This window comes from Oceanospirillum sp. (assembly GCF_048265165.1).
In the GTDB taxonomy this organism is placed as follows: domain Bacteria; phylum Pseudomonadota; class Gammaproteobacteria; order Pseudomonadales; family Halomonadaceae; genus Oceanospirillum.
Genome location: NZ_JBLXCD010000001.1, coordinates 346,435 through 364,133, shown reverse-complemented (window position 1 = coordinate 364,133; position 17,699 = coordinate 346,435). Strand labels below are relative to the sequence as shown.

Annotated in this window: 16 protein-coding genes; 12 read left to right on the top strand and 4 right to left on the bottom strand. The window is 48.1% G+C overall.

All coding sequences use genetic code 11. The features are described from left to right. Positions 1-27 precede the first annotated feature (27 nt). The 3 genes from ppk2 to ACN0R8_RS01505 all read left to right on the top strand — a co-directional run bounded on the left by ppk2 (position 28) and on the right by ACN0R8_RS01505 (position 2,442). A complete protein-coding gene (gene ppk2 / locus ACN0R8_RS01515) occupies positions 28-831 on the top strand; it encodes a polyphosphate kinase 2 (protein WP_417594372.1) in 804 nt (267 codons plus the stop codon). 115 nt (positions 832-946) lie between these two features. Beyond that, the gene (locus ACN0R8_RS01510; protein WP_417594370.1) at positions 947-1,228 is read left to right on the top strand and encodes a pyrimidine/purine nucleoside phosphorylase; all 282 of its coding nucleotides are present in this window, start codon (positions 947-949) and stop codon (positions 1,226-1,228) included. A gap of 110 nt (positions 1,229-1,338) precedes the next feature. Then, positions 1,339-2,442 (top strand): transglycosylase SLT domain-containing protein, encoded by a 1,104-nt coding sequence (locus ACN0R8_RS01505; RefSeq protein ID WP_417594368.1) that lies wholly within the window; start codon positions 1,339-1,341, stop codon positions 2,440-2,442. 37 nt (positions 2,443-2,479) lie between these two features. Here the strand turns inward: ACN0R8_RS01505 and ACN0R8_RS01500 are convergent, their stop codons facing one another. After that, positions 2,480-3,307 carry a pyruvate, water dikinase regulatory protein gene (locus ACN0R8_RS01500; protein ID WP_417594366.1) on the bottom strand — a complete coding sequence of 276 codons (828 nt, stop codon included), beginning with the start codon at positions 3,305-3,307 and terminating at the stop codon, positions 2,480-2,482. 94 nt (positions 3,308-3,401) lie between these two features. Here ACN0R8_RS01500 and ppsA point away from each other — a divergent pair, with 94 nt between their 5' ends. The 5 genes from ppsA to ACN0R8_RS01475 all read left to right on the top strand — a co-directional run bounded on the left by ppsA (position 3,402) and on the right by ACN0R8_RS01475 (position 9,908). After that, positions 3,402-5,771, top strand: coding sequence for a phosphoenolpyruvate synthase (gene ppsA / locus ACN0R8_RS01495; protein ID WP_417594364.1), 2,370 nt, complete (start codon positions 3,402-3,404; stop codon positions 5,769-5,771). 252 nt (positions 5,772-6,023) lie between these two features. Then, positions 6,024-6,503 carry a DUF3015 family protein gene (locus ACN0R8_RS01490; RefSeq protein ID WP_417594362.1) on the top strand — a complete coding sequence of 160 codons (480 nt, stop codon included), beginning with the start codon at positions 6,024-6,026 and terminating at the stop codon, positions 6,501-6,503. 94 nt (positions 6,504-6,597) lie between these two features. Beyond that, positions 6,598-8,487 (top strand): DUF4105 domain-containing protein, encoded by a 1,890-nt coding sequence (locus ACN0R8_RS01485; protein WP_417594360.1) that lies wholly within the window; start codon positions 6,598-6,600, stop codon positions 8,485-8,487. A gap of 138 nt (positions 8,488-8,625) precedes the next feature. Next, positions 8,626-9,438, top strand: coding sequence for an alpha/beta hydrolase (locus tag ACN0R8_RS01480; RefSeq protein WP_417594358.1), 813 nt, complete (start codon positions 8,626-8,628; stop codon positions 9,436-9,438). Positions 9,439-9,551: 113 nt separating this feature from the next. Next, positions 9,552-9,908: a RidA family protein gene (locus tag ACN0R8_RS01475; RefSeq protein ID WP_417594356.1), complete on the top strand. Its 357-nt coding sequence runs from the start codon at positions 9,552-9,554 to the stop codon at positions 9,906-9,908. 131 nt (positions 9,909-10,039) lie between these two features. Here the strand turns inward: ACN0R8_RS01475 and ACN0R8_RS01470 are convergent, their stop codons facing one another. Further along, positions 10,040-10,579 (bottom strand): DUF3010 family protein, encoded by a 540-nt coding sequence (locus ACN0R8_RS01470; protein ID WP_417594354.1) that lies wholly within the window; start codon positions 10,577-10,579, stop codon positions 10,040-10,042. 103 nt (positions 10,580-10,682) lie between these two features. Between ACN0R8_RS01470 and nudC the strand changes: the two genes are divergently transcribed. The 3 genes from nudC (at position 10,683) to ACN0R8_RS01455 (ending at position 13,965) form a co-directional block, all read left to right on the top strand. Next, positions 10,683-11,522, top strand: a complete 840-nt coding sequence (gene nudC, locus ACN0R8_RS01465; RefSeq protein WP_417594352.1) for an NAD(+) diphosphatase — start codon at positions 10,683-10,685, stop codon at positions 11,520-11,522. 161 nt (positions 11,523-11,683) lie between these two features. Continuing rightward, complete coding sequence (locus tag ACN0R8_RS01460; RefSeq protein ID WP_417594350.1) at positions 11,684-13,084, top strand: sodium:solute symporter family transporter; 1,401 nt, start codon at positions 11,684-11,686, stop codon at positions 13,082-13,084. Next, on the top strand, positions 13,084-13,965 hold the full coding sequence (locus ACN0R8_RS01455; protein ID WP_417594348.1) for a metallophosphoesterase family protein: 882 nt from the start codon (positions 13,084-13,086) through the stop codon (positions 13,963-13,965). Before ACN0R8_RS01460 ends, ACN0R8_RS01455 begins: the two co-directional genes overlap by 1 nt. A gap of 52 nt (positions 13,966-14,017) precedes the next feature. On the opposite strand, the gene ACN0R8_RS01450 is transcribed toward ACN0R8_RS01455, so the two are convergent. Beyond that, the gene (locus tag ACN0R8_RS01450; RefSeq protein WP_417594346.1) at positions 14,018-14,278 is read right to left on the bottom strand and encodes a DUF2798 domain-containing protein; all 261 of its coding nucleotides are present in this window, start codon (positions 14,276-14,278) and stop codon (positions 14,018-14,020) included. Positions 14,279-14,491: 213 nt separating this feature from the next. Then, positions 14,492-16,456 (bottom strand): exoribonuclease II, encoded by a 1,965-nt coding sequence (locus ACN0R8_RS01445; protein ID WP_417594344.1) that lies wholly within the window; start codon positions 16,454-16,456, stop codon positions 14,492-14,494. 376 nt (positions 16,457-16,832) lie between these two features. On the opposite strand from ACN0R8_RS01445, the gene rraA reads away from it, so the two are divergent. After that, complete coding sequence (gene rraA / locus ACN0R8_RS01440) at positions 16,833-17,318, top strand: ribonuclease E activity regulator RraA (protein ID WP_417594342.1); 486 nt, start codon at positions 16,833-16,835, stop codon at positions 17,316-17,318. Positions 17,319-17,699 lie beyond the last annotated feature (381 nt).

The window sequence follows — 17,699 nt, the reverse complement described above, 5'->3', positions numbered from 1 at the left end:
GCGTTTTAGCCAAATCAGGAGGGAGTCATGGCAGAAGAAAAGGTCGGTAACACTAAAAAACTGGATAAAAAGTTCTACGAGAAAGAGCTGGAACGATTGCAGATTGAACTGGTTAAGTTACAGGAATGGGTTCGGCACACCGGAATGAAGGTGGTGGTTATTTTTGAAGGCCGTGATGCAGCAGGGAAGGGTGGTAGTATTAAGCGTATTACTGAAGCGCTAAACCCTCGCGTTTGTCGGGTTGCAGCACTTCCGGCCCCGACAGAACGTGAAAAAACACAGTGGTATTTCCAGCGCTATGTTGAGCATTTGCCCAGTGCCGGTGAGATTGTGCTGTTTGACAGAAGCTGGTACAACCGTGCTGGTGTTGAGCGAGTTATGGGTTTTTGCTCTGATGAGGAGTATCAGGAGTTTCTGCGCTCCTGTCCTGAGTTTGAGCGCATGCTGGTTCGTTCAGGGATTACTTTGATTAAATATTGGTTTTCTGTTTCCGACGATGAACAGGAGCGGCGCTTTAAAGATCGCATTAACCGTCCCCATAAGCGTTGGAAGCTCAGCCCCATGGATCTGCAATCCCGTACACGCTGGGTTGAATATTCAAAAGCGAAAGATGCGATGTTCGTTCATACGGATATTCCTGAGGCTCCCTGGTATGTGGTCGATGGTGAAGTTAAAAAACGAGCCCGCCTGAATGTTATCAGTCATTTGTTGAGCCTGGTTGAATATGAAGATTTAACGCCAGAGCCCATTGAGCTTCCTGAGCGTCAGGCTGATACCGGTTATGTTCGCCCTCCTCTGGACTCTATCAATTTTGTCCCGGACAAATACTAGCTTCCGGGTACGATTACTTAATAAAACGACAAATTAATAAAACGACACAGGCAGCACCGGGCCGATGTCCTCTGATACCTGGTGTCAGGTTGCAGCCTTTTATTTGAGAGATGCTATGTTAGATGTAAATTCGTATTTTGATGATCAGGTTAAGTCTATCGCTCTGGTGAACCAGCAGGGGCAATTGACGGTGGGTGTGATGGATGTCGGTGATTATACCTTTAGTACAGGACAGCATGAGACCATGACAGTTGTTTCCGGAGCTTTGACGGTTAAGCTGCCGGGTAGTGACGAGTGGATTACATATGCTTCTGGTGAGCGTTTTGAGGTTGCGGCGAATAACAGTTTTGATGTTAAGGTTGAGGAGCAGACTGCTTATCTCTGTCAATACCGTTAATCAGCTTTGCTGTATTTTTAGGTATTAACGCTGGGGCCCGCATTTTGCGGGCTTTTTCTTGCCGGGTATTCAATGGGCAATGATTTATTAGAGCGCGATAAGGGGGGATGATGTTACGTCGTCGATTTATTCAGGGTTGTCTGTCGGTCGGGGTGGGTGGTTTTCTGGCGGCTCCCACCGCTTACGCACTAACATTTGAGTCATACAAAAAACAGCAGGCCGCCGCTTTTGATGATTATCAGGCTCGGTTCAGGGCAGCTCAACAGGTTTTCCAGCAAAGGGTGCTTCAGCGTTGGCAGCAGGCAAAACTGACGCATCAGAACCGCTTTGTACACTATTCCAAGGATCTTAGTGTGCGGTCTGAAATTGATTACCGGGCTGGTACCATTACGCTTGAAGCTCAGGCTCTGACACCCGCAGCGGCGGGTAAAAAGATTAAAGAAGAACTAACTCAGTTATTGCAGATGGATAGTCGTAAGGCTTACCGGGATGATGTGATTTTGCAGTTGGTGGACCAGGAGCAGGTTAACCAGAATGCAGATAGTCTGGTTTCTGAGCCTTTACTGGGTGATCTTTATGAAGGTCAGCAGGTTGAGGAAATTCTTCAGCCCTCTGGGAAAAGTATGGTTGAAGACCGGCAGCCGGTTGCTAAGGTTGTTATTCAGCTGCCGGAAGGAACAACAGCCAGTAAAGCTAAACGTTATCAGCCTCTTGCAGAAAAGTATGCCGCCGAGCAGAGAGTGTCGGCAGCTTTGGTGATGGCGGTAATGCATGCAGAGAGCTACTTTAATCCCATGGCCCGAAGCCATATTCCGGCGTTTGGTCTGATGCAGATTGTGCCGAAAAGCGCAGGCCTGGATACCACCGAGTACCTGACAGGCAAGCAGCGCATGATGACCGCCGCTGAGTTGTATCAGCCAGCTATTAATATTCAGTCGGGTTCTGCTTACTTGCATCTGCTTTATTTTCGGTATCTTAAGCAGATTGCGGATCCTGCCAGTCGACTGTATTGCACTATAGCCGCGTACAATACCGGAGCTGGCAATCTGGCCAGAAGTTTTGGCGGTTCGACCAACGTGAATCAGGCTGCCGCCAGTATCAATGGTCTACAGTCAGAACAGGTGTATCAGCACCTGAGGCATAATCTTCCCTATAACGAAACCCGTGAGTATCTGGAAAAAGTCACGTCAAAAATGGCCCTTTATCGGGCCTGACCGATATATTGAGTGATACTTCTGCCAGCCGAAGCACTTATTTAGGTGCGGCACGGCGTTCGATTCCGGCTTCATCCATCATACGTGTGGAGATCTCTTCCACGGAGAAGTGGGTGGAATTGATGTAGGGGATACCAAAGCGCTGATAGAGCAGTTCTGCTTCATCTACCTCCATCTCACACTGGCGCAGTGATGCATAGCGGCTGTCTGGCTTACGCTCATTGCGGATATTCGCCAGACGAACCGGGTCAATGGTGAGGCCAAACAGCTTGTGTTTGTAGTGACGTACCGCTTTGGGTAGCTCGCCGTATTCAAAATCATCATCGGTGAGAGGGTAATTTGCCGCCCGGATACCAAACTGCAGCGCCATATACAGGCAGGTTGGTGTTTTGCCGCAGCGGGATGGGCCTAAAAGAATAATATCGGCTTTATCGTAGTGTCGCGTACGACCGCCATCATCGTTATCAATGGCAAAATGCACTGAATCGATGCGGTCCTTATACACTTTGTCATCTTCGCGTATAGAGTGAGACTTGCCTACACTGTAGGAGGATGCTGAACCCAGCTCCTGCTCCAAAGGTGCAAGAAACGTTGAAAAAATATCCAGTGTGAAGGCTTCAGCGGTTTCCAGTACAGACCGGACATCATCATTAACTATGGTATCAACGACCACAGGGCGGATGCCCTCTTCTTTATGGACATTATTGATAAACTCCACTAAGCGGGCGGCTTTGTCTGTGGAGTCAATAAAGGGCTTAATCACATAGGTAAATTCTGTGTGTTCAAATTGGGCTAACAGACTTCGGCCTAGGGCCTCAACGGTAATCCCGGTGCCGTCGGAAACAAAAAAGGCGGTGCGTTTCATAATTATTCGCCTGCAACTTCATGGTATCATTGGAAAACTATCGTTCCATTGTCGAAGAATTCATCTGAAAAGCAAGCTCAGGGGGAGATTTAAGTTGGACGCATACATCGCGTGGTTTGATCAGCTTGGCATGAATGATGTTGAGCATGTAGGTGGTAAAAACGCATCTCTGGGTGAGATGATCAGTAATCTGGCTGGTGCCGGTGTGTCAGTACCGGGTGGCTTTGCTACGACGGCACAGGCGTATCGTGAATTTCTGAACTATGAAGGCCTGGCTAACCGCATCAATGCCGAGCTGGATAAGCTGGATGTTGATGATGTTAATGCCCTTACCAAAACCGGTGCTGAGATCCGCAGCTGGATTATAGAGACACCTTTCCCGCCAGCTCTTGAGGCATCCCTGGAAGACGCTTATTCCAAACTGCAAAACGGCAATGAAAATCTGAAGGTTGCTGTGCGCTCTTCTGCAACGGCTGAAGATTTACCGGATGCATCCTTTGCCGGTCAGCAGGAAACCTTCCTGAATATTCAGGGGCTTGAGCATATTAAGACCGCTGTGAAAGAAGTCTTTGCCTCCTTGTTTAATGACCGTGCCATCTCTTACCGGGTGCATCAGGGGTTTGATCACTCATTGGTAGCACTGTCTGCCGGTATCCAGAAAATGGTACGCAGTGAAACGGGTGCCAGTGGTGTAATGTTTACACTGGATACAGAGTCCGGTTTCCGCGATGCAGCCTTTATTACCGCCTCATACGGTTTAGGTGAAACCGTGGTTCAGGGTGCCGTTAATCCCGATGAATTCTATGTCCACAAGCCGACACTGGAGGCTGGCCGTTTTGCCGTTTTACGCCGTAATCTTGGCAGCAAAATGATCAAAATGGTGTATGGCGAAGCGGCAGAAACCGGAAAGTCGGTTGAAACCGTTGAGGTCAGTCCGGAAGAGCGTCGCCAATTTTGTATCAATGATGAAGAGGTGATGGCGCTGGCCCGTCAGGCGATGATTATTGAGCAGCACTATGGCCGCCCAATGGATATCGAGTGGGCAAAAGATGGTGATGATGGTCAGCTGTATATTGTTCAGGCTCGGCCTGAAACCGTTAAGAGTCGCTCCGATGCGAATGTGATGGAACGCTACCTGCTGAAAGAGCGTGGTGAAGTTCTGGTGGAAGGCCGTTCCATCGGTCAGCGGATCGGTTCCGGTGCAGTTCGCATTATTATGAGCCCGGATGAGATGGACAAAGTTCAGCCCGGCGATATTTTGGTAACCGATATGACAGACCCGGACTGGGAGCCTGTCATGAAGCGTGCATCTGCGATTGTAACGAATCGTGGTGGCCGTACCTGTCATGCGGCGATCATCGCCCGTGAACTGGGGATCCCTGCTGTTGTTGGTTGTGGTGATGCCACTGAGCAACTTAAAGAGGGACAGTCGGTAACGGTATCCTGTGCTGAGGGTGACACCGGGTTTATCTATGAAGGTGAGCTGGACTTCGAGCGGATGACCAACAATGTTGATTCCATGCCGGATATTCCGTTCAAAATCATGATGAATGTCGGCAACCCGGATCGAGCGTTCAGCTTTGCCTCTCTGCCGAATGAGGGGATAGGTTTGGCACGCCTTGAGTTTATTATCAACCGTATGATTGGCGTGCACCCGAAAGCCCTGATGGACTTTGACACCCTATCCCCTGAGCTGCAGCGCAGTATCTCCAAGCGTATTGCGGGTTATGCTTCACCGGTGGACTTCTACGTTGATAAGTTGGTTGAAGGTATTTCCACGCTGGCCGCCGCTTTCTATCCTAAGAAAGTTATCGTGCGTCTGTCGGACTTCAAGTCTAATGAATACGGCAATCTGATTGGCGGTAAGCTGTATGAACCTGCCGAAGAAAATCCGATGCTGGGTTTCCGTGGCGCATCCCGCTATATCTCTGAATCATTCCGCAGCTGTTTCGAGCTTGAGTGCCGGGCGCTAAAAAAAGTGCGTGATGAGATGGGGTTGACCAATGTTGAGATCATGGTGCCCTTTGTTCGCACCCTGGGTGAAGCCCGCGAGGTGATTGATCTGCTGGCTGAAAATGGTTTGAAACGTGGTGAGAACGATCTGCGGGTGATCATGATGTGTGAGCTGCCAGCCAATGCGATTCTGGCGGATCAGTTCCTGGATTACTTTGACGGTTTCTCCATCGGTTCTAATGACCTGACTCAGTTAACCTTGGGGCTGGATCGTGACTCTGGGATTGTTGCTCACTTGTTTGATGAGCGTAATCCAGCGGTGAAAGCCTTACTGCATATGGCGATCAGCGCCTGCCGAAAAGCTGGGAAATATGTTGGCATCTGTGGGCAAGGTCCATCGGATCACCCAGATCTGGCCAAGTGGCTGATGGAAGAGGGAATCGACAGTGTTTCCCTTAACCCGGATGCCGTGCTGGAAACCTGGTTTATGTTGGCGGATAAAGAGAGTTAATCTGCGTTCGTGAATTATAAGTACAGCATTACAGTGCCCGGCATAAGATTTTATTCTTATGTCGGGTTATATGTATCTGTAAGTCATCTATTTTTACTATAACTATCAGAAAGATAGGCTGAAATTTCACAGGCATTAACCGGTTTATCTTCTGGACATGCCTCGCTTAAAAAAGTAATTTGTAACTGCTCAGTCAAATATTGGCTGCTGGAGTTTATTTTAAACGTACAACAAAGATACAAGGACTTGTCCATGAAAAAGCTTATTGCAGGCGCGATTCTTCTGACTTCTTCCTCCATGGCATTTGCTGCCGGTAATCATGGCCCTGCGGGTTGTGGTTTGGGTTCTGAAGTTCTTTTCCCGGATGCTTCCAAGTGGCATGAGCATGTATTGGCTGCGACTACGAACGCTACTTCCGGTAACCAGACATTTGGTATGACATCCGGCACTTTGGGTTGTCAGGATGCTAATGGCCCACTTCAGCTGAGTCTGGCTTTTATTGATAACAATATGGATCAATTAGCTGCTGACGCAGCTAAAGGTCAGGGTGAGTCTCTGGCTGCTCTGGCTGAGGTTATGGGTATTCAGGCTCAGGACACCGTAGCCTTTAACAGTGCCGTACAGTCTAACTTTGACAACATCTTTGCCGCTGAAGGCACGTCTGGTTCTGCTTTCGAAGCAATGAAAGCAGCCATGGCAAAAGATGCTTCTCTGCAGAAGTATCTGGGTTAATTGACTGCTCGCAGTTGATCTATATAAAGCGCGCTTAGGCGCGCTTTTTTATTGTCTGAATATTCTTGTGATTGGGTAAGGAGTGTTGTTCTTTATGCGTCGGTCAGGTTTTTTTAGCCTTCTGGCATTTGTCGTCCTGTCACTGAGCTTTCAGGTCAGGGCTGCAGATATGCCCGATAACAGGACATTGGCCGCAGTTGCTGAAAAAAAGCAATGGGCACACCTGCTGCACCATCGCCGTCACCCCTATACTTTTCGTCATCTTAGTCAAAATGACACGGATGCTTTTTTTCTGGCTAAAAACGGAAAGAAGAGCCTTCATGCTGAGTTAAAGGCTGATGTTGCTGCGTTTCTGAAAGACAATATGCCGGATAATATGTCTGCCCAGTGTCGCTTCCCAGCCAGGTATGCCTGGGTTAAGCAGCAGCTGCCTGGTATTGAGTTCAAGGATCAATCATGTTCTGAATTTGAGCTGTGGAAGAATAAAATTGATGCCCATAAGCTTACACTGATATTTCCCGCCTCCCATATCAACTCACCTTCATCAATGTATGGACACACTTTGATTCGGATGGACAGGAAGGATGAGTCCCGTAGTAAATTACTCTCTTATAGTGTCAACTTTGCCGCTAATGCAGATCCGAGCGATAACGAACTGGTTTTCAGCTATAAAGGTTTGACGGGTGGTTATCCCGGCGTTGTGTCTGTTATGCCGTATTATGAAAAAACCAATGAATACCAACACATGGAGTATCGGGATATCTGGGAGTACCGGCTGAATCTGACGAAGCCTGAAGTGGATCAGTTTGTTCGACACGTATGGGAAACTAAAGATACCTACTTTGATTACTATTTTTTTGATGAAAACTGTTCTTATCGCCTTCTGGCTCTTTTGGATGCCAGTTCAGAGCGGATCGATTTAACGCAATATTTTACGTTCACTGCTATCCCGGTGGATACGATCCGTGTTTTACAGGAAGCAAACCTGGTTGAAGAGACCCACTATCGGGCATCTGCGGCTTCCGCGCTTGAATATAAGAGCAATCAAACCGGTGATAAGGTTCTTAAGGTTGCCCGGGATCTTGTTGATACTGATACTGAGGTCGAGCTTTTACTGACAGGACTTAATAAGCAGGAGCAGGTTCGGGCGTTGGAACTTGCCCATGCTTACGCCCGCTATCTGGCGATCAAAAAGAAAAAAGATAATCCTGAACTTCGCAAACGAACAATTAAGCTGTTATCTGCCCGGGCTAAAAGAGCGGTTGATGCCGGCTATGCAGAACCTCCGGCACCGGCGATTCGTGATGATGAAGGGCACCTGAGTTCAAGGCTTGCCCTATGGGGCGGGAATACATCAGGAGATCAGGGCGATGCTGAGTTTATTGATCTTCGTCTTAGACTGGCCTATCACAATATTATGGATCTTCCCGAAGGTTATGTTCCGGGTTCGCAGATACAAATGGGCCTGCTCAATATGCGGGCACAGGATGATGGAGATATTGAATTAAACCAATTCATTTTGATCGATGTTCTGTCTCTCAGTCACCAGACCTATTTTCAAAGCCCGGTTGCCTGGGCTGTGACGACCGGATTTGAAAGACCTGATGGAGGGTTGGGTGATCTTTATGGCTATCTGAAAGTTGCTTTTGGTCGGGCTTATCTTACCGATATAGGTCGCTTTTACGGTTTGGCTGAGGTTCAGCTTCTGGCAGATAACCAGTTTGAAAAAGACCATCAGTTGAGTATTGGCCCAAGATTCGGCTGGCTTTTGCAGCAGGGTAAGTATCAGGCACAGATTGAAGCTAATTTTCAGGAGCTTAGCTTTGGTGATCAAACCAGGCGGCGCTCTTTGACTGCGGATCTGGGCTATAAGGTTGCGTCTGATTGGCAGCTTAGAGTAAGTGCAAAGGGCTCTCAATCTGAACAGAATAATATTCGCCTTGATCAGTCTGAAGTTTCAGCAGGTATCAACTGGTACTATTAGATAGACTCCATAGACCTGTGATGCTGATGTTTTAGCTAAGGAGCTGCAGTGGTCTCTGTTAATAAAACGCTTACGGAAGTATTAAAGAGGTGCCAATGGGGTTCTTTATTTAGGCGGTTTTTACTGTGTACAGTTTTGATGGTACTGATGACTGGGTGTTCGGGAACCACATCCTATTTTTTTTACCCGCAAAGTATTTGGCTCTCCACTCCGGAAGATGTAGAGCAACCCTATAAAAATATTATCCTTACGGCAGCTGATGGCACCCGCTTACACAGTTGGTGGCTGCCGGCTCAAAATTCATCAGCCAATATAGTTGTACTGTATCTGCACGGTAACGCACAAAATATCAGTACCCACAGTCACAGCATCTACTGGCTTACTCAGGAAGGTGTGGATGTCTTAGCGCTGGACTATCGTGGTTTTGGTGCATCACAGGGTGAGACTTCTTTGCCGGATGTTTTTCAGGACATTGAAGCCGCAACCCGTTGGGTTAAGCATCACTACCCTGAAAAACGCTTTTTTATCCTCGGACAGAGCATTGGTGCCAGTCTGGCGGTTAACTTTGTTGCTAAAGCGGAAGGTTTTTATGAGATTGATGGGCTGGTACTTGATGCGCCGTTTGAAGGCTTTGGGAAGATTGCGCGCGAGGTTACCCGTAAAAACTTTATGGCTTGGTTTATCTATCCCTTTACCATCTTTGTGCCCGGAAGGTGGGACCCGGTCGATTTGGCTGAGTCTATCTCGGTTCCAACTCTTGTAATGCATAGCAAGGACGATCAGGTAATCCCTTATTCTCATGGTCGCTCAGTATTTAAAGCTTTAGCTGCTGGAAAAAAAGGTGCTGTCTGCTGGCTAGAAAGCCGGGGAGGGCATATTGCATCTTTTAATTACGACTCGATTCGCTCAGAAACCCTGAGATTTATGATTGAGGGTAAATGCACTGAATAGGGTTGATCCTGCAGTGTTTATTTCTTTAGAAGATCAACTTTTAAATAAATTATTGCCACCTCTTCTGTTAAAATGCTCAGATTCACTATCGAACTGTATTTATGAGGTTTTCAATGACGATTGAACGTCTGGAAGTAGGTCAGCGTATGAGTCGTATCGTTAAGCATAACGGTACTGTCTATCTGTGTGGTCAGGTTGCTGCTGATGCAAATGCCGATATCAAAGAGCAAACCCGCACAACACTGGAGAAAATTGAAAAGCTGCTGATTCAGGCTGGCTCTGATAAACAGCACATGCTATCGGTTACTATCTATGTGCGTGATATGAAAGATTTTGCCGCGATGAATGACGTTTGGGATGCCTGGGTTCCTGAAGGTGCTGCTCCGGCTCGTGCTTGTGTTGAGGCTCGTATGGCTCGCCCTGAGCTGTTGGTGGAAATGTCTGTTGTTGCAGCTGAAATTGCAGGTTAAGGGAAGAGTTTCTGGCCTTTGATCAATTAAATTTTGATCTGTTGTCAGCGGCAATATCAGAAAGCCCGGTGTCGGATGACACCGGGCTTTTTTGTCTCAACCAGACTTTTTATCTCATTGGTGCCGCTTGTTTAACGGTTCCAGGGATTCGGTGCCACAGACTTTTCTTCCGTATCAGGTGCAACGGCTTCTGATTCCTCAGCGACATCATACTTAACGTCTGATACTGCCGCACTCTTATGGACGAGTGGGTTGCTTAAATAGGCAAATGCCGTGGTAAAGGCGGGTTCCTGAAACTGCTTCAGGCCGGTTTCGCGGAAATCCACAGGCATTGGCGTTTTCTTTAACTGTTCTTTGATCTGGCTCGGCGTCATAATCTGAACATCAACCTGGGGCAATGCCTGAAGTGCACCTTCTATTTTAAAGCCAACGGCACCACCGGCAAATTTGCCTTTGTGGGGACGTTGCCGGATAACAACACGCTCAATTTTATAATCTTCCAGCAACTTAGCAAAAGACTGCTGGAAATAACGCATTTGTTGCTGATCATCACTGTCTTTCAGCGTAAAACGAATTTGGCGGCAGTCAGGAATATCAAACAAGTCACCGGATTTGGAGAGCAGACAAATAAGTGCTTCGCTGCCCTTTAGTTCAACACCACAAACTTTCATAATGCACCTATAAACGAAATGTCGCGGCATTATAAACCCATTGTTACCATAAACCCATGGCTTAAGGTCAGATAAGCTATTCCTCTCTCAAACCGGAGTCTTTATGCAAGTAGAACGTTTTTGTAGCACCCTGGAACTACCTGCAGAGAGTTATCTGATTCTCTTTACCGGTAATGATCTGGTTACGGATGCAGCCGCTGAGCCATTACACACTATTGCATCGTTACTGCCTTTTTGGCAGCGCGAAAGCCTGCTGCCGGATGTCCAGTGGCGTTATATTGCACATCGGCATGGTCTTCCTGTTTATTGTGCCCGCAGTTCTGAGTGGCAATTCTGGTCGGAGCAATTTAATGGAGAATTCAAGCGATTCAGCTTTCGGGCATTGCTACCCCAATTGGATCAGAGTGACTTTGAATTGATCGCTTCAGGGAGCCAGTTATTGACCTGGGAGCAGGATCATAACTATTGCAGCCGCTGTGGCTCCAAAGCCCGTATGCATCCATCTGAAAATGCTATGTGCTGCGACAGTTGCGGTTATCGGCAATACCCACGTATCAACCCCTGTATTATTGCATTAATCACCCGGGGTGATGAGGTGCTGCTGGCCCGGAACGCTAGCTTTAAGGCTGACTATTTCAGCTGTATCGCTGGCTTTATTGAGCCCGGTGAGAGTGTGGAGCAGGCTGTATCCCGTGAAATTTTTGAAGAGGTGGGCGTTGCCGTAAAAAATATCCGTTATCACTCAAGCCAAAGTTGGCCTTTTCCCCATTCGCTGATGCTGGGCTTTATCTGTGATTATGATAGCGGTGATATCAAAGTAGATGGCCATGAGATTGTTGAAGCCAGATGGGGCAGGCTTGATGAATTTCCATTAAAACCGGGCAGTTTTGCCATATCTGGTCAGCTGATGCAGGCTTTTGACGATGGTTTGCAGAGCAAATAATCTTACTTTTTACGTCTCTAGGATGCGCTGACAGTGTCAGACTGTCTGCTGCCCCTGAGCTGCCCGGCAAAGGGGCGGATGAATCCTGAATCTAATGAGATGCGTATAAGTTATCAGCGATGAGCTTAAGCTTCCCGTCTGATAACAAAAAGGAACCCCTAATGGATAATCCATTAATCGCCATTGTTTTAATTGTTGCTGTGTTTTCCGTTCTCTTGTCTCCCAAAGCCAAAACGGTGGAGGGCTTTTTTCAGGGGCTCTCTGCTGATGGTCGTGCCCCGGGGCTGATAACGTTAATCTTTTCCCAGGTTACCACCTGGATTTTTGCACGTTCTCTCATGAACGCTGCTATTCTCGGATTCTATTATGGGATTTGGGGGACGTTGGCTTATGGCGCTTATTACCTTTCCTTCTTTACCGGTGGCAGAATTATTGATCACCTGAGATTTGAGCGTGGCTATCATAGCGTTCAGGCTTTTTTGGCGGATCGTTTTGGCAAAGCTGGTACTCGTTGTTACAACACCGTCATTGGAGTGCGCCTGGTCAGTGAGGTTTTTGCTAACTTGCTGGTGATTGGTCTGTTGTTTGGTGTCGCCGGAAGTCAGGCGTATACCATAGGCATTATTGCCATCGCTTTGCTGACACTGACTTACTCCATGATGGGTGGGCTACACGCTTCGCTTAAGACCGATTTGTTACAGATGCTTATTTTTCTGGTGGTATTAGCCTTGTTAATGGTCAGTGCTTTCAGTAGCGGTAACCTGAACGCTGAGCTTTTTACCTTTAAGCCGTTTGAGCTATCGGAACCAGGCCCTGTTCTGCTTGTGGTGGCCTTACTACAGGTCTGGAGCTACCCGATGCATGATCCGGTGATGATGGATCGTGGCTTTCTCGCCGACCGCGATACCACCCGTCGCAGCTTTGTTCATGCCGGCTGGATCAGCATTGTCTGTATTCTTCTATTTGGTTTGTTGGGGGTGATGGCCGGAGCCCACGCTATCTCTGGTGAAAACCTGCATCAGGCCCTGAGCCGGATTCTGGGCGAGTTGCCGATGTTGCTCTTCAGTGCTTCTTTGATTATCTCTGCGATGTCTACCCTGGATAGTGCCCTGTCAAGTTCTGCCAAGCTTGCTATCGTGGATATGAAGCTAACCGGTGCCAGCTTGAAGAATGGGCGGGCTGCCATGGCAATTTTTATGCTGTTGGGCGTCGCCTTGGTTTTTCTCGGTAATAAAGATCTGTTCAGTGCTGTAGCCGTTAGTGGTACGGCATCTATGTACCTTGCCCCGGTTATTTTCTTTAGTTTGTGGGGAAACCGACAGTCGATACCGGTGGCCAGTTATCTGGGGAGCTTTGTTCTGGCGTTGGTGGGAGCAGGACTCTACTTTACGGAATCCTCTGGCTACACTAACCTGCTGGGTGAGTCCCATAAGTATACCAAGTTGCTTTGGATCTCCTTAACAGTATTAATCGGTGGCTGTGGGTTCTTTTGGTTAGGCGATAAATTGTCTGGCTCCACACTGCCGAAACATAACCTGCAGACAACGGAAGAGGTAGGATAATGACAATAAAAAACTTCCTGGGGACGGTAAACTCTTTAGATCTGGGTTGCCTGGATGAGATGGCATCAGAGGCCTCTCCGATACTTATTTTTGGCGGCCCTTACAGTAATTTAGCCGCCACCGAGGCGATAGAGCAGGTGGCACAACAGCAAAATATTCCGCCGCAACAGGTCATATGTACCGGTGATATCATCGCTTACTGTGCTGATGCGGCAGAAACGACAGACCGTATTCAGCGTTGGGGAATTCCGGTGGTCATGGGAAACTGTGAAGAATCCATAGCGGAAGGGGCACTGGACTGTGGTTGCGGTTTTGATGAGGGTAGCACCTGTTCGTTACTTTCTATCAGCTGGTATAACTATGCGCTTAAGCAGGTCAATGACGATGCCCGTCGGTGGATGGGGCAACTACCCCGTAATATCCGTTTTACATTGCAGGGTCGAAGTTTTCATGTGATACATGGCGGCATTGAACAGATTAACCGCTTTATCTTTGCTGACAGTGATGCCTCGTTGTTGGAAGAAGAGATGGCGATGACGGATGCCGATGTCGTGATTGGTGGTCACTGCGGAATTCCTTTTGCCCGGCGTACTGGTGACCGGCACTGGTTAAATGCCGGTGTGATAGGCATGCCTGCAAATGATGGTACAGCTAACAGCTGGTATATGTTGATAACACCGGGGCCGGATGCCATTAAGGTTAGCTGGCACCGGCTTTCATATCCGGCAGAGACCAGCCAGCAGGCTATGACGGATGCGGGACTGAATACACCCTACCGGGAGGCCCTGACCAGCGGACTATGGCCCAGCATAGATCTCTTGCCGGAAAGTCAGAAGGCTAGCACCGGGCAGCGCCTGGAGCTGGCAGACTACATGATCTGAAGTCGAAAGCGGGAGCAACCCATATCAGTTGATAACCTGTTATTGCGTTACTTCAGATATCTTCTGTCGCGGTTATTTTCTGCATAGGTTCTTTATTGCAGATTTTAGCAGCAAGGGCTTGTACCCGCTTACCCATGATAAAAATGATGCTGAAGGCAATCGGCCAGGCAACAACAAAAGCCTGGCCCCAGCGTGATGGGAAGCCTTGGTCTATGCCGGTGTTAAAGGCCGTAATCACAGCTGTCATGATGAAAACCATCAGAATGGACATCATAAAAGGCGCAACAAAAGGTAAGTATTTTTTTGGTAACATAGTCAGTTCTCTTTTATGACTTAGTTGGATATCTTTAATATTAGATTTTATTGATATTTAAGACGGAGGTCAATTCTGAGTATTGTACTTGGTTATTGAAGGCTTTTTGGCGAAATACAAGACCCAGCTCATGGTTCGGGTGTCGCTAATGCTGGCCTGCAGAAGACCTGATAGGATTCTAGGTCCTCTGCAGTATCCGTTCTGAGGGTGTTGTTAGTCTTTTGGCTTTGCGGTTTCTTCCTGAATCGGTTTGGCGATCAGGCTGCGTCGTTCCTCGTCCACTTTAATTAACTGGACTTTGACCTGGTCGCCTAAGCGATAGCGGGTTACACCTTCGATAATCACCTGCCCCGAATTGTTATCCATTGTCATCGCCTTGCGATCTTTATGGATCATGCTGCCCGGTATAAAAGGTGCCGCACCATTTTCCAGCAGGCGAACCCGCATACCGCCGCGGCTGATATCAAAGATCTCACCTTCAAACACGGTCTGCTCCTCAACAGCAGGTTTCAGAAAGCGTGTATAGAGCCAATGGCAGGTATCTCGCTCGGCCAGGCGGCTGGATTGACGCTGCTGATCCATCAGCTCACCGAGGGATTCATCCAGTTGTTGTGGTGCTTCTCCGGCCAGAATCTGCTTGATCAGGCGGTGGTTGACCATATCACTGTATTTGCGGATGGGAGAGGTCCAGGTGGCATAACCTTCCAGTCCCATTCCATAATGTGGGGCTGGCTGATTGTGGGTGTGCACATAGCCCTGGAAGCGTCGCAGACGAGCATCAAGCCAGTCATTGCCTTCACTGATCAGGGTGCGGCGAAATGCTGCATAACCACCGAGTGACCCCAGGGTTTCGGCATCAGCCTCGTAGCCTTGTTCGTTAGCAATAGCGACCACGTCTGCAATTTTCTCAGGCTCAAAGCCTATATGGGTGTTGTAGATGCCGGTGTTATGGGTAGAGAGAAAACGTGCAGCACTGATATTGGCCAGTATCATCGTCTCTTCAACCACTTTATGGGCTGAACGACGCTGTTCGGCAATAATAGCGGTCACCTGACCTTCGTTATCCAGTTTAAAGCGATAATCCGGGCGATCTTTGAAAACAACAGCATTTTCAGCACGCCATTTAACACTGGCTTCTGCAACTTCGCTCAGAGCTTTCAATGATGGGGTTATCAGCGCATTAACTTCCGGCGACTGCTGGAGTTCTTCAGCCAGTTCCAGCCAGTTCGAAACCTCATCGTAACTTAATTTCGCTTTTGAACTGATCCAGGCGGTGAAGAATTCTGGTTCACCTTCAGGTGTGCCAGCCTGATTGATCTGAATTTGGCAGCAAAGTGCCGGGCGCTTTTCATTCGGTTGCAGTGAACAAAGTTCGTCACTGAGAGTTCTGGGTAGCATTGGGATGTTGCGGCCCGGAAGATAAGTCGTATAACCGCGCTCTTTCGCGACCTGGTCAACATCTGAATCTGCAGCAACATAAGCTGATGGATCAGCTATGGCGACAGTAAGCCGCCAGCCATTAGAATTGGTCTCAGCATGAATGGCATCATCCATATCTCGGGTGCTTGGACTGTCGATGGTCACCAGAGGTAGGTCTGTCAGGTCAGTGCGGGGCAGGGCTTCGGGCTGAAGCTCAAAGGGCGCTTCGGTAACAGGCGCATCGGCTGACAGCTTATGCCGCGCAAGACTTATCAGCCAGGGCAAATTTTTATCATCGGATGATGCGATGCGCTGAATAATCTCGGTTTGGAATTTACCGTCCCGAAGGGCATGCTTTTCCAGTAAAGCGACAACCCAATCACCTTCGCTGAACTGATCTTTCGTCAGGGGGGGCTGGATGTTGGCATTGAGTGCACGGTTCAGTAAGTGGTGCTCAGGCATAACCTGAAGTTTATTCTTAAAGAAGCAAACTCGGCCAATAAAGCGAATCAGAGCGCTTTCTGAAAGGCTTTCCAGTTCGGCGGATTCCTTGCCATCGTTGCTGACCAAGCGGGCCTGTACGCGGTCGCCGTGCAGCACTTTACGCATTTCTGGTGGCGGAACAAAGTAACTCTTGCCCTTATCTGTCTCCAAAAAGCCATAGCTCTTTTCTGTGGCTTTAATCTGCCCCTCAATGCGGGGAGCAGACTCCTGAAGATCGTTTTTAAGTTGTTTCAGCAGTTCTAGGTTCTGTAGCATGGAATCATATCTGGGCTGGTAAATAAGCTACGAATGATAGTGCCCTTGGATGACAAAACCAATATGTTTAGCAAAATAAGCCTGGTCGAACCCTTCTATCACCGATTAATAACCTCTTGATTCACCGGTAAAAATTACAGTGGTTCTGCTAGAACTTTTTGCTCAGTGATCTTGTATTCACCCTGTGTGACAATAGTGCGGTGGGGCTTGCCCCTGAAAATGACCACTGTTCTCTGGTCTGGCTGATGGGTTCCCGGCACAGGAATCCACCACCTCAGAGATGGCAGGCGGTTATATCAAGACAGTGTGATGGCACTCATGGTCTGACCACATCCGATGGCGGACCAACTGTCATATCCAGAATGGAGTATAAAAAATGAATTGGGTTACCCCTGATCTGTGTGATGAAAACCCGGACCTTGTACAGGCTGTTGATCCGGGTTTTGCTAATTACGGTGGTGTTGCATCTTTTTTTGGTCAGATAGTGACCGTTAAGTGCTTCGAAGATAATTCAAAAGTGAAAGAGCTGGTGGATCAACCCGGTGAAGGTAAGGTCATGGTGGTTGATGCTGGTGGTTCATTTCGTTGCGCTATGTTAGGCGATATGCTGGCTGAGAAAGCTGTCAAAAACGGTTGGTCGGGTATCATCATGTATGGCTGCGTTCGTGATGTGGATGTTCTGGCTGAGTTGGAACTGGGCGTTCAGGCGCTGGGTTCTCACCCGATGAAGAGCCTGAAAAAAGGCATAGGCGAAGAAGGCCTTGACGTTACATTTGGCGGCGTTACTTTCCGTTCGGGTGAATACGTTTATGCTGACAACAACGGCATTATTGTTTCCCCTGAAGCGCTTAAGATGCCATAAAACCAGTGATACCCTCAAACCCAGCGATACTTTGAGCACTATTTGAGCGCTACAAAGGTAAGCTGAGTCTGAGGGCTCAACATAAGCTGAGTCAGACAACCCAGCCCCTGAGGGATTTGTGGGGTAGGGACGATATTTCGTAAGCCGGGTTACCATCTCTGTGTTGGATTATTGCGCTGGCTCAGCTTGCTGACTTGGGTGTCATACTCCGAGCTATTTCTCCTCTTTTATGCCCACACTTTACATAACTTTAAACCATTTCAGTGCCTTAGACGTATCCAGAAAAAGCGTATTGATTTAATCTTGATGAACTTATTAAGTTGTCCGGCGGTCTATGCTGGCTGACATACGTCATACAAACAGAACGGTTTAAAAAGAGCA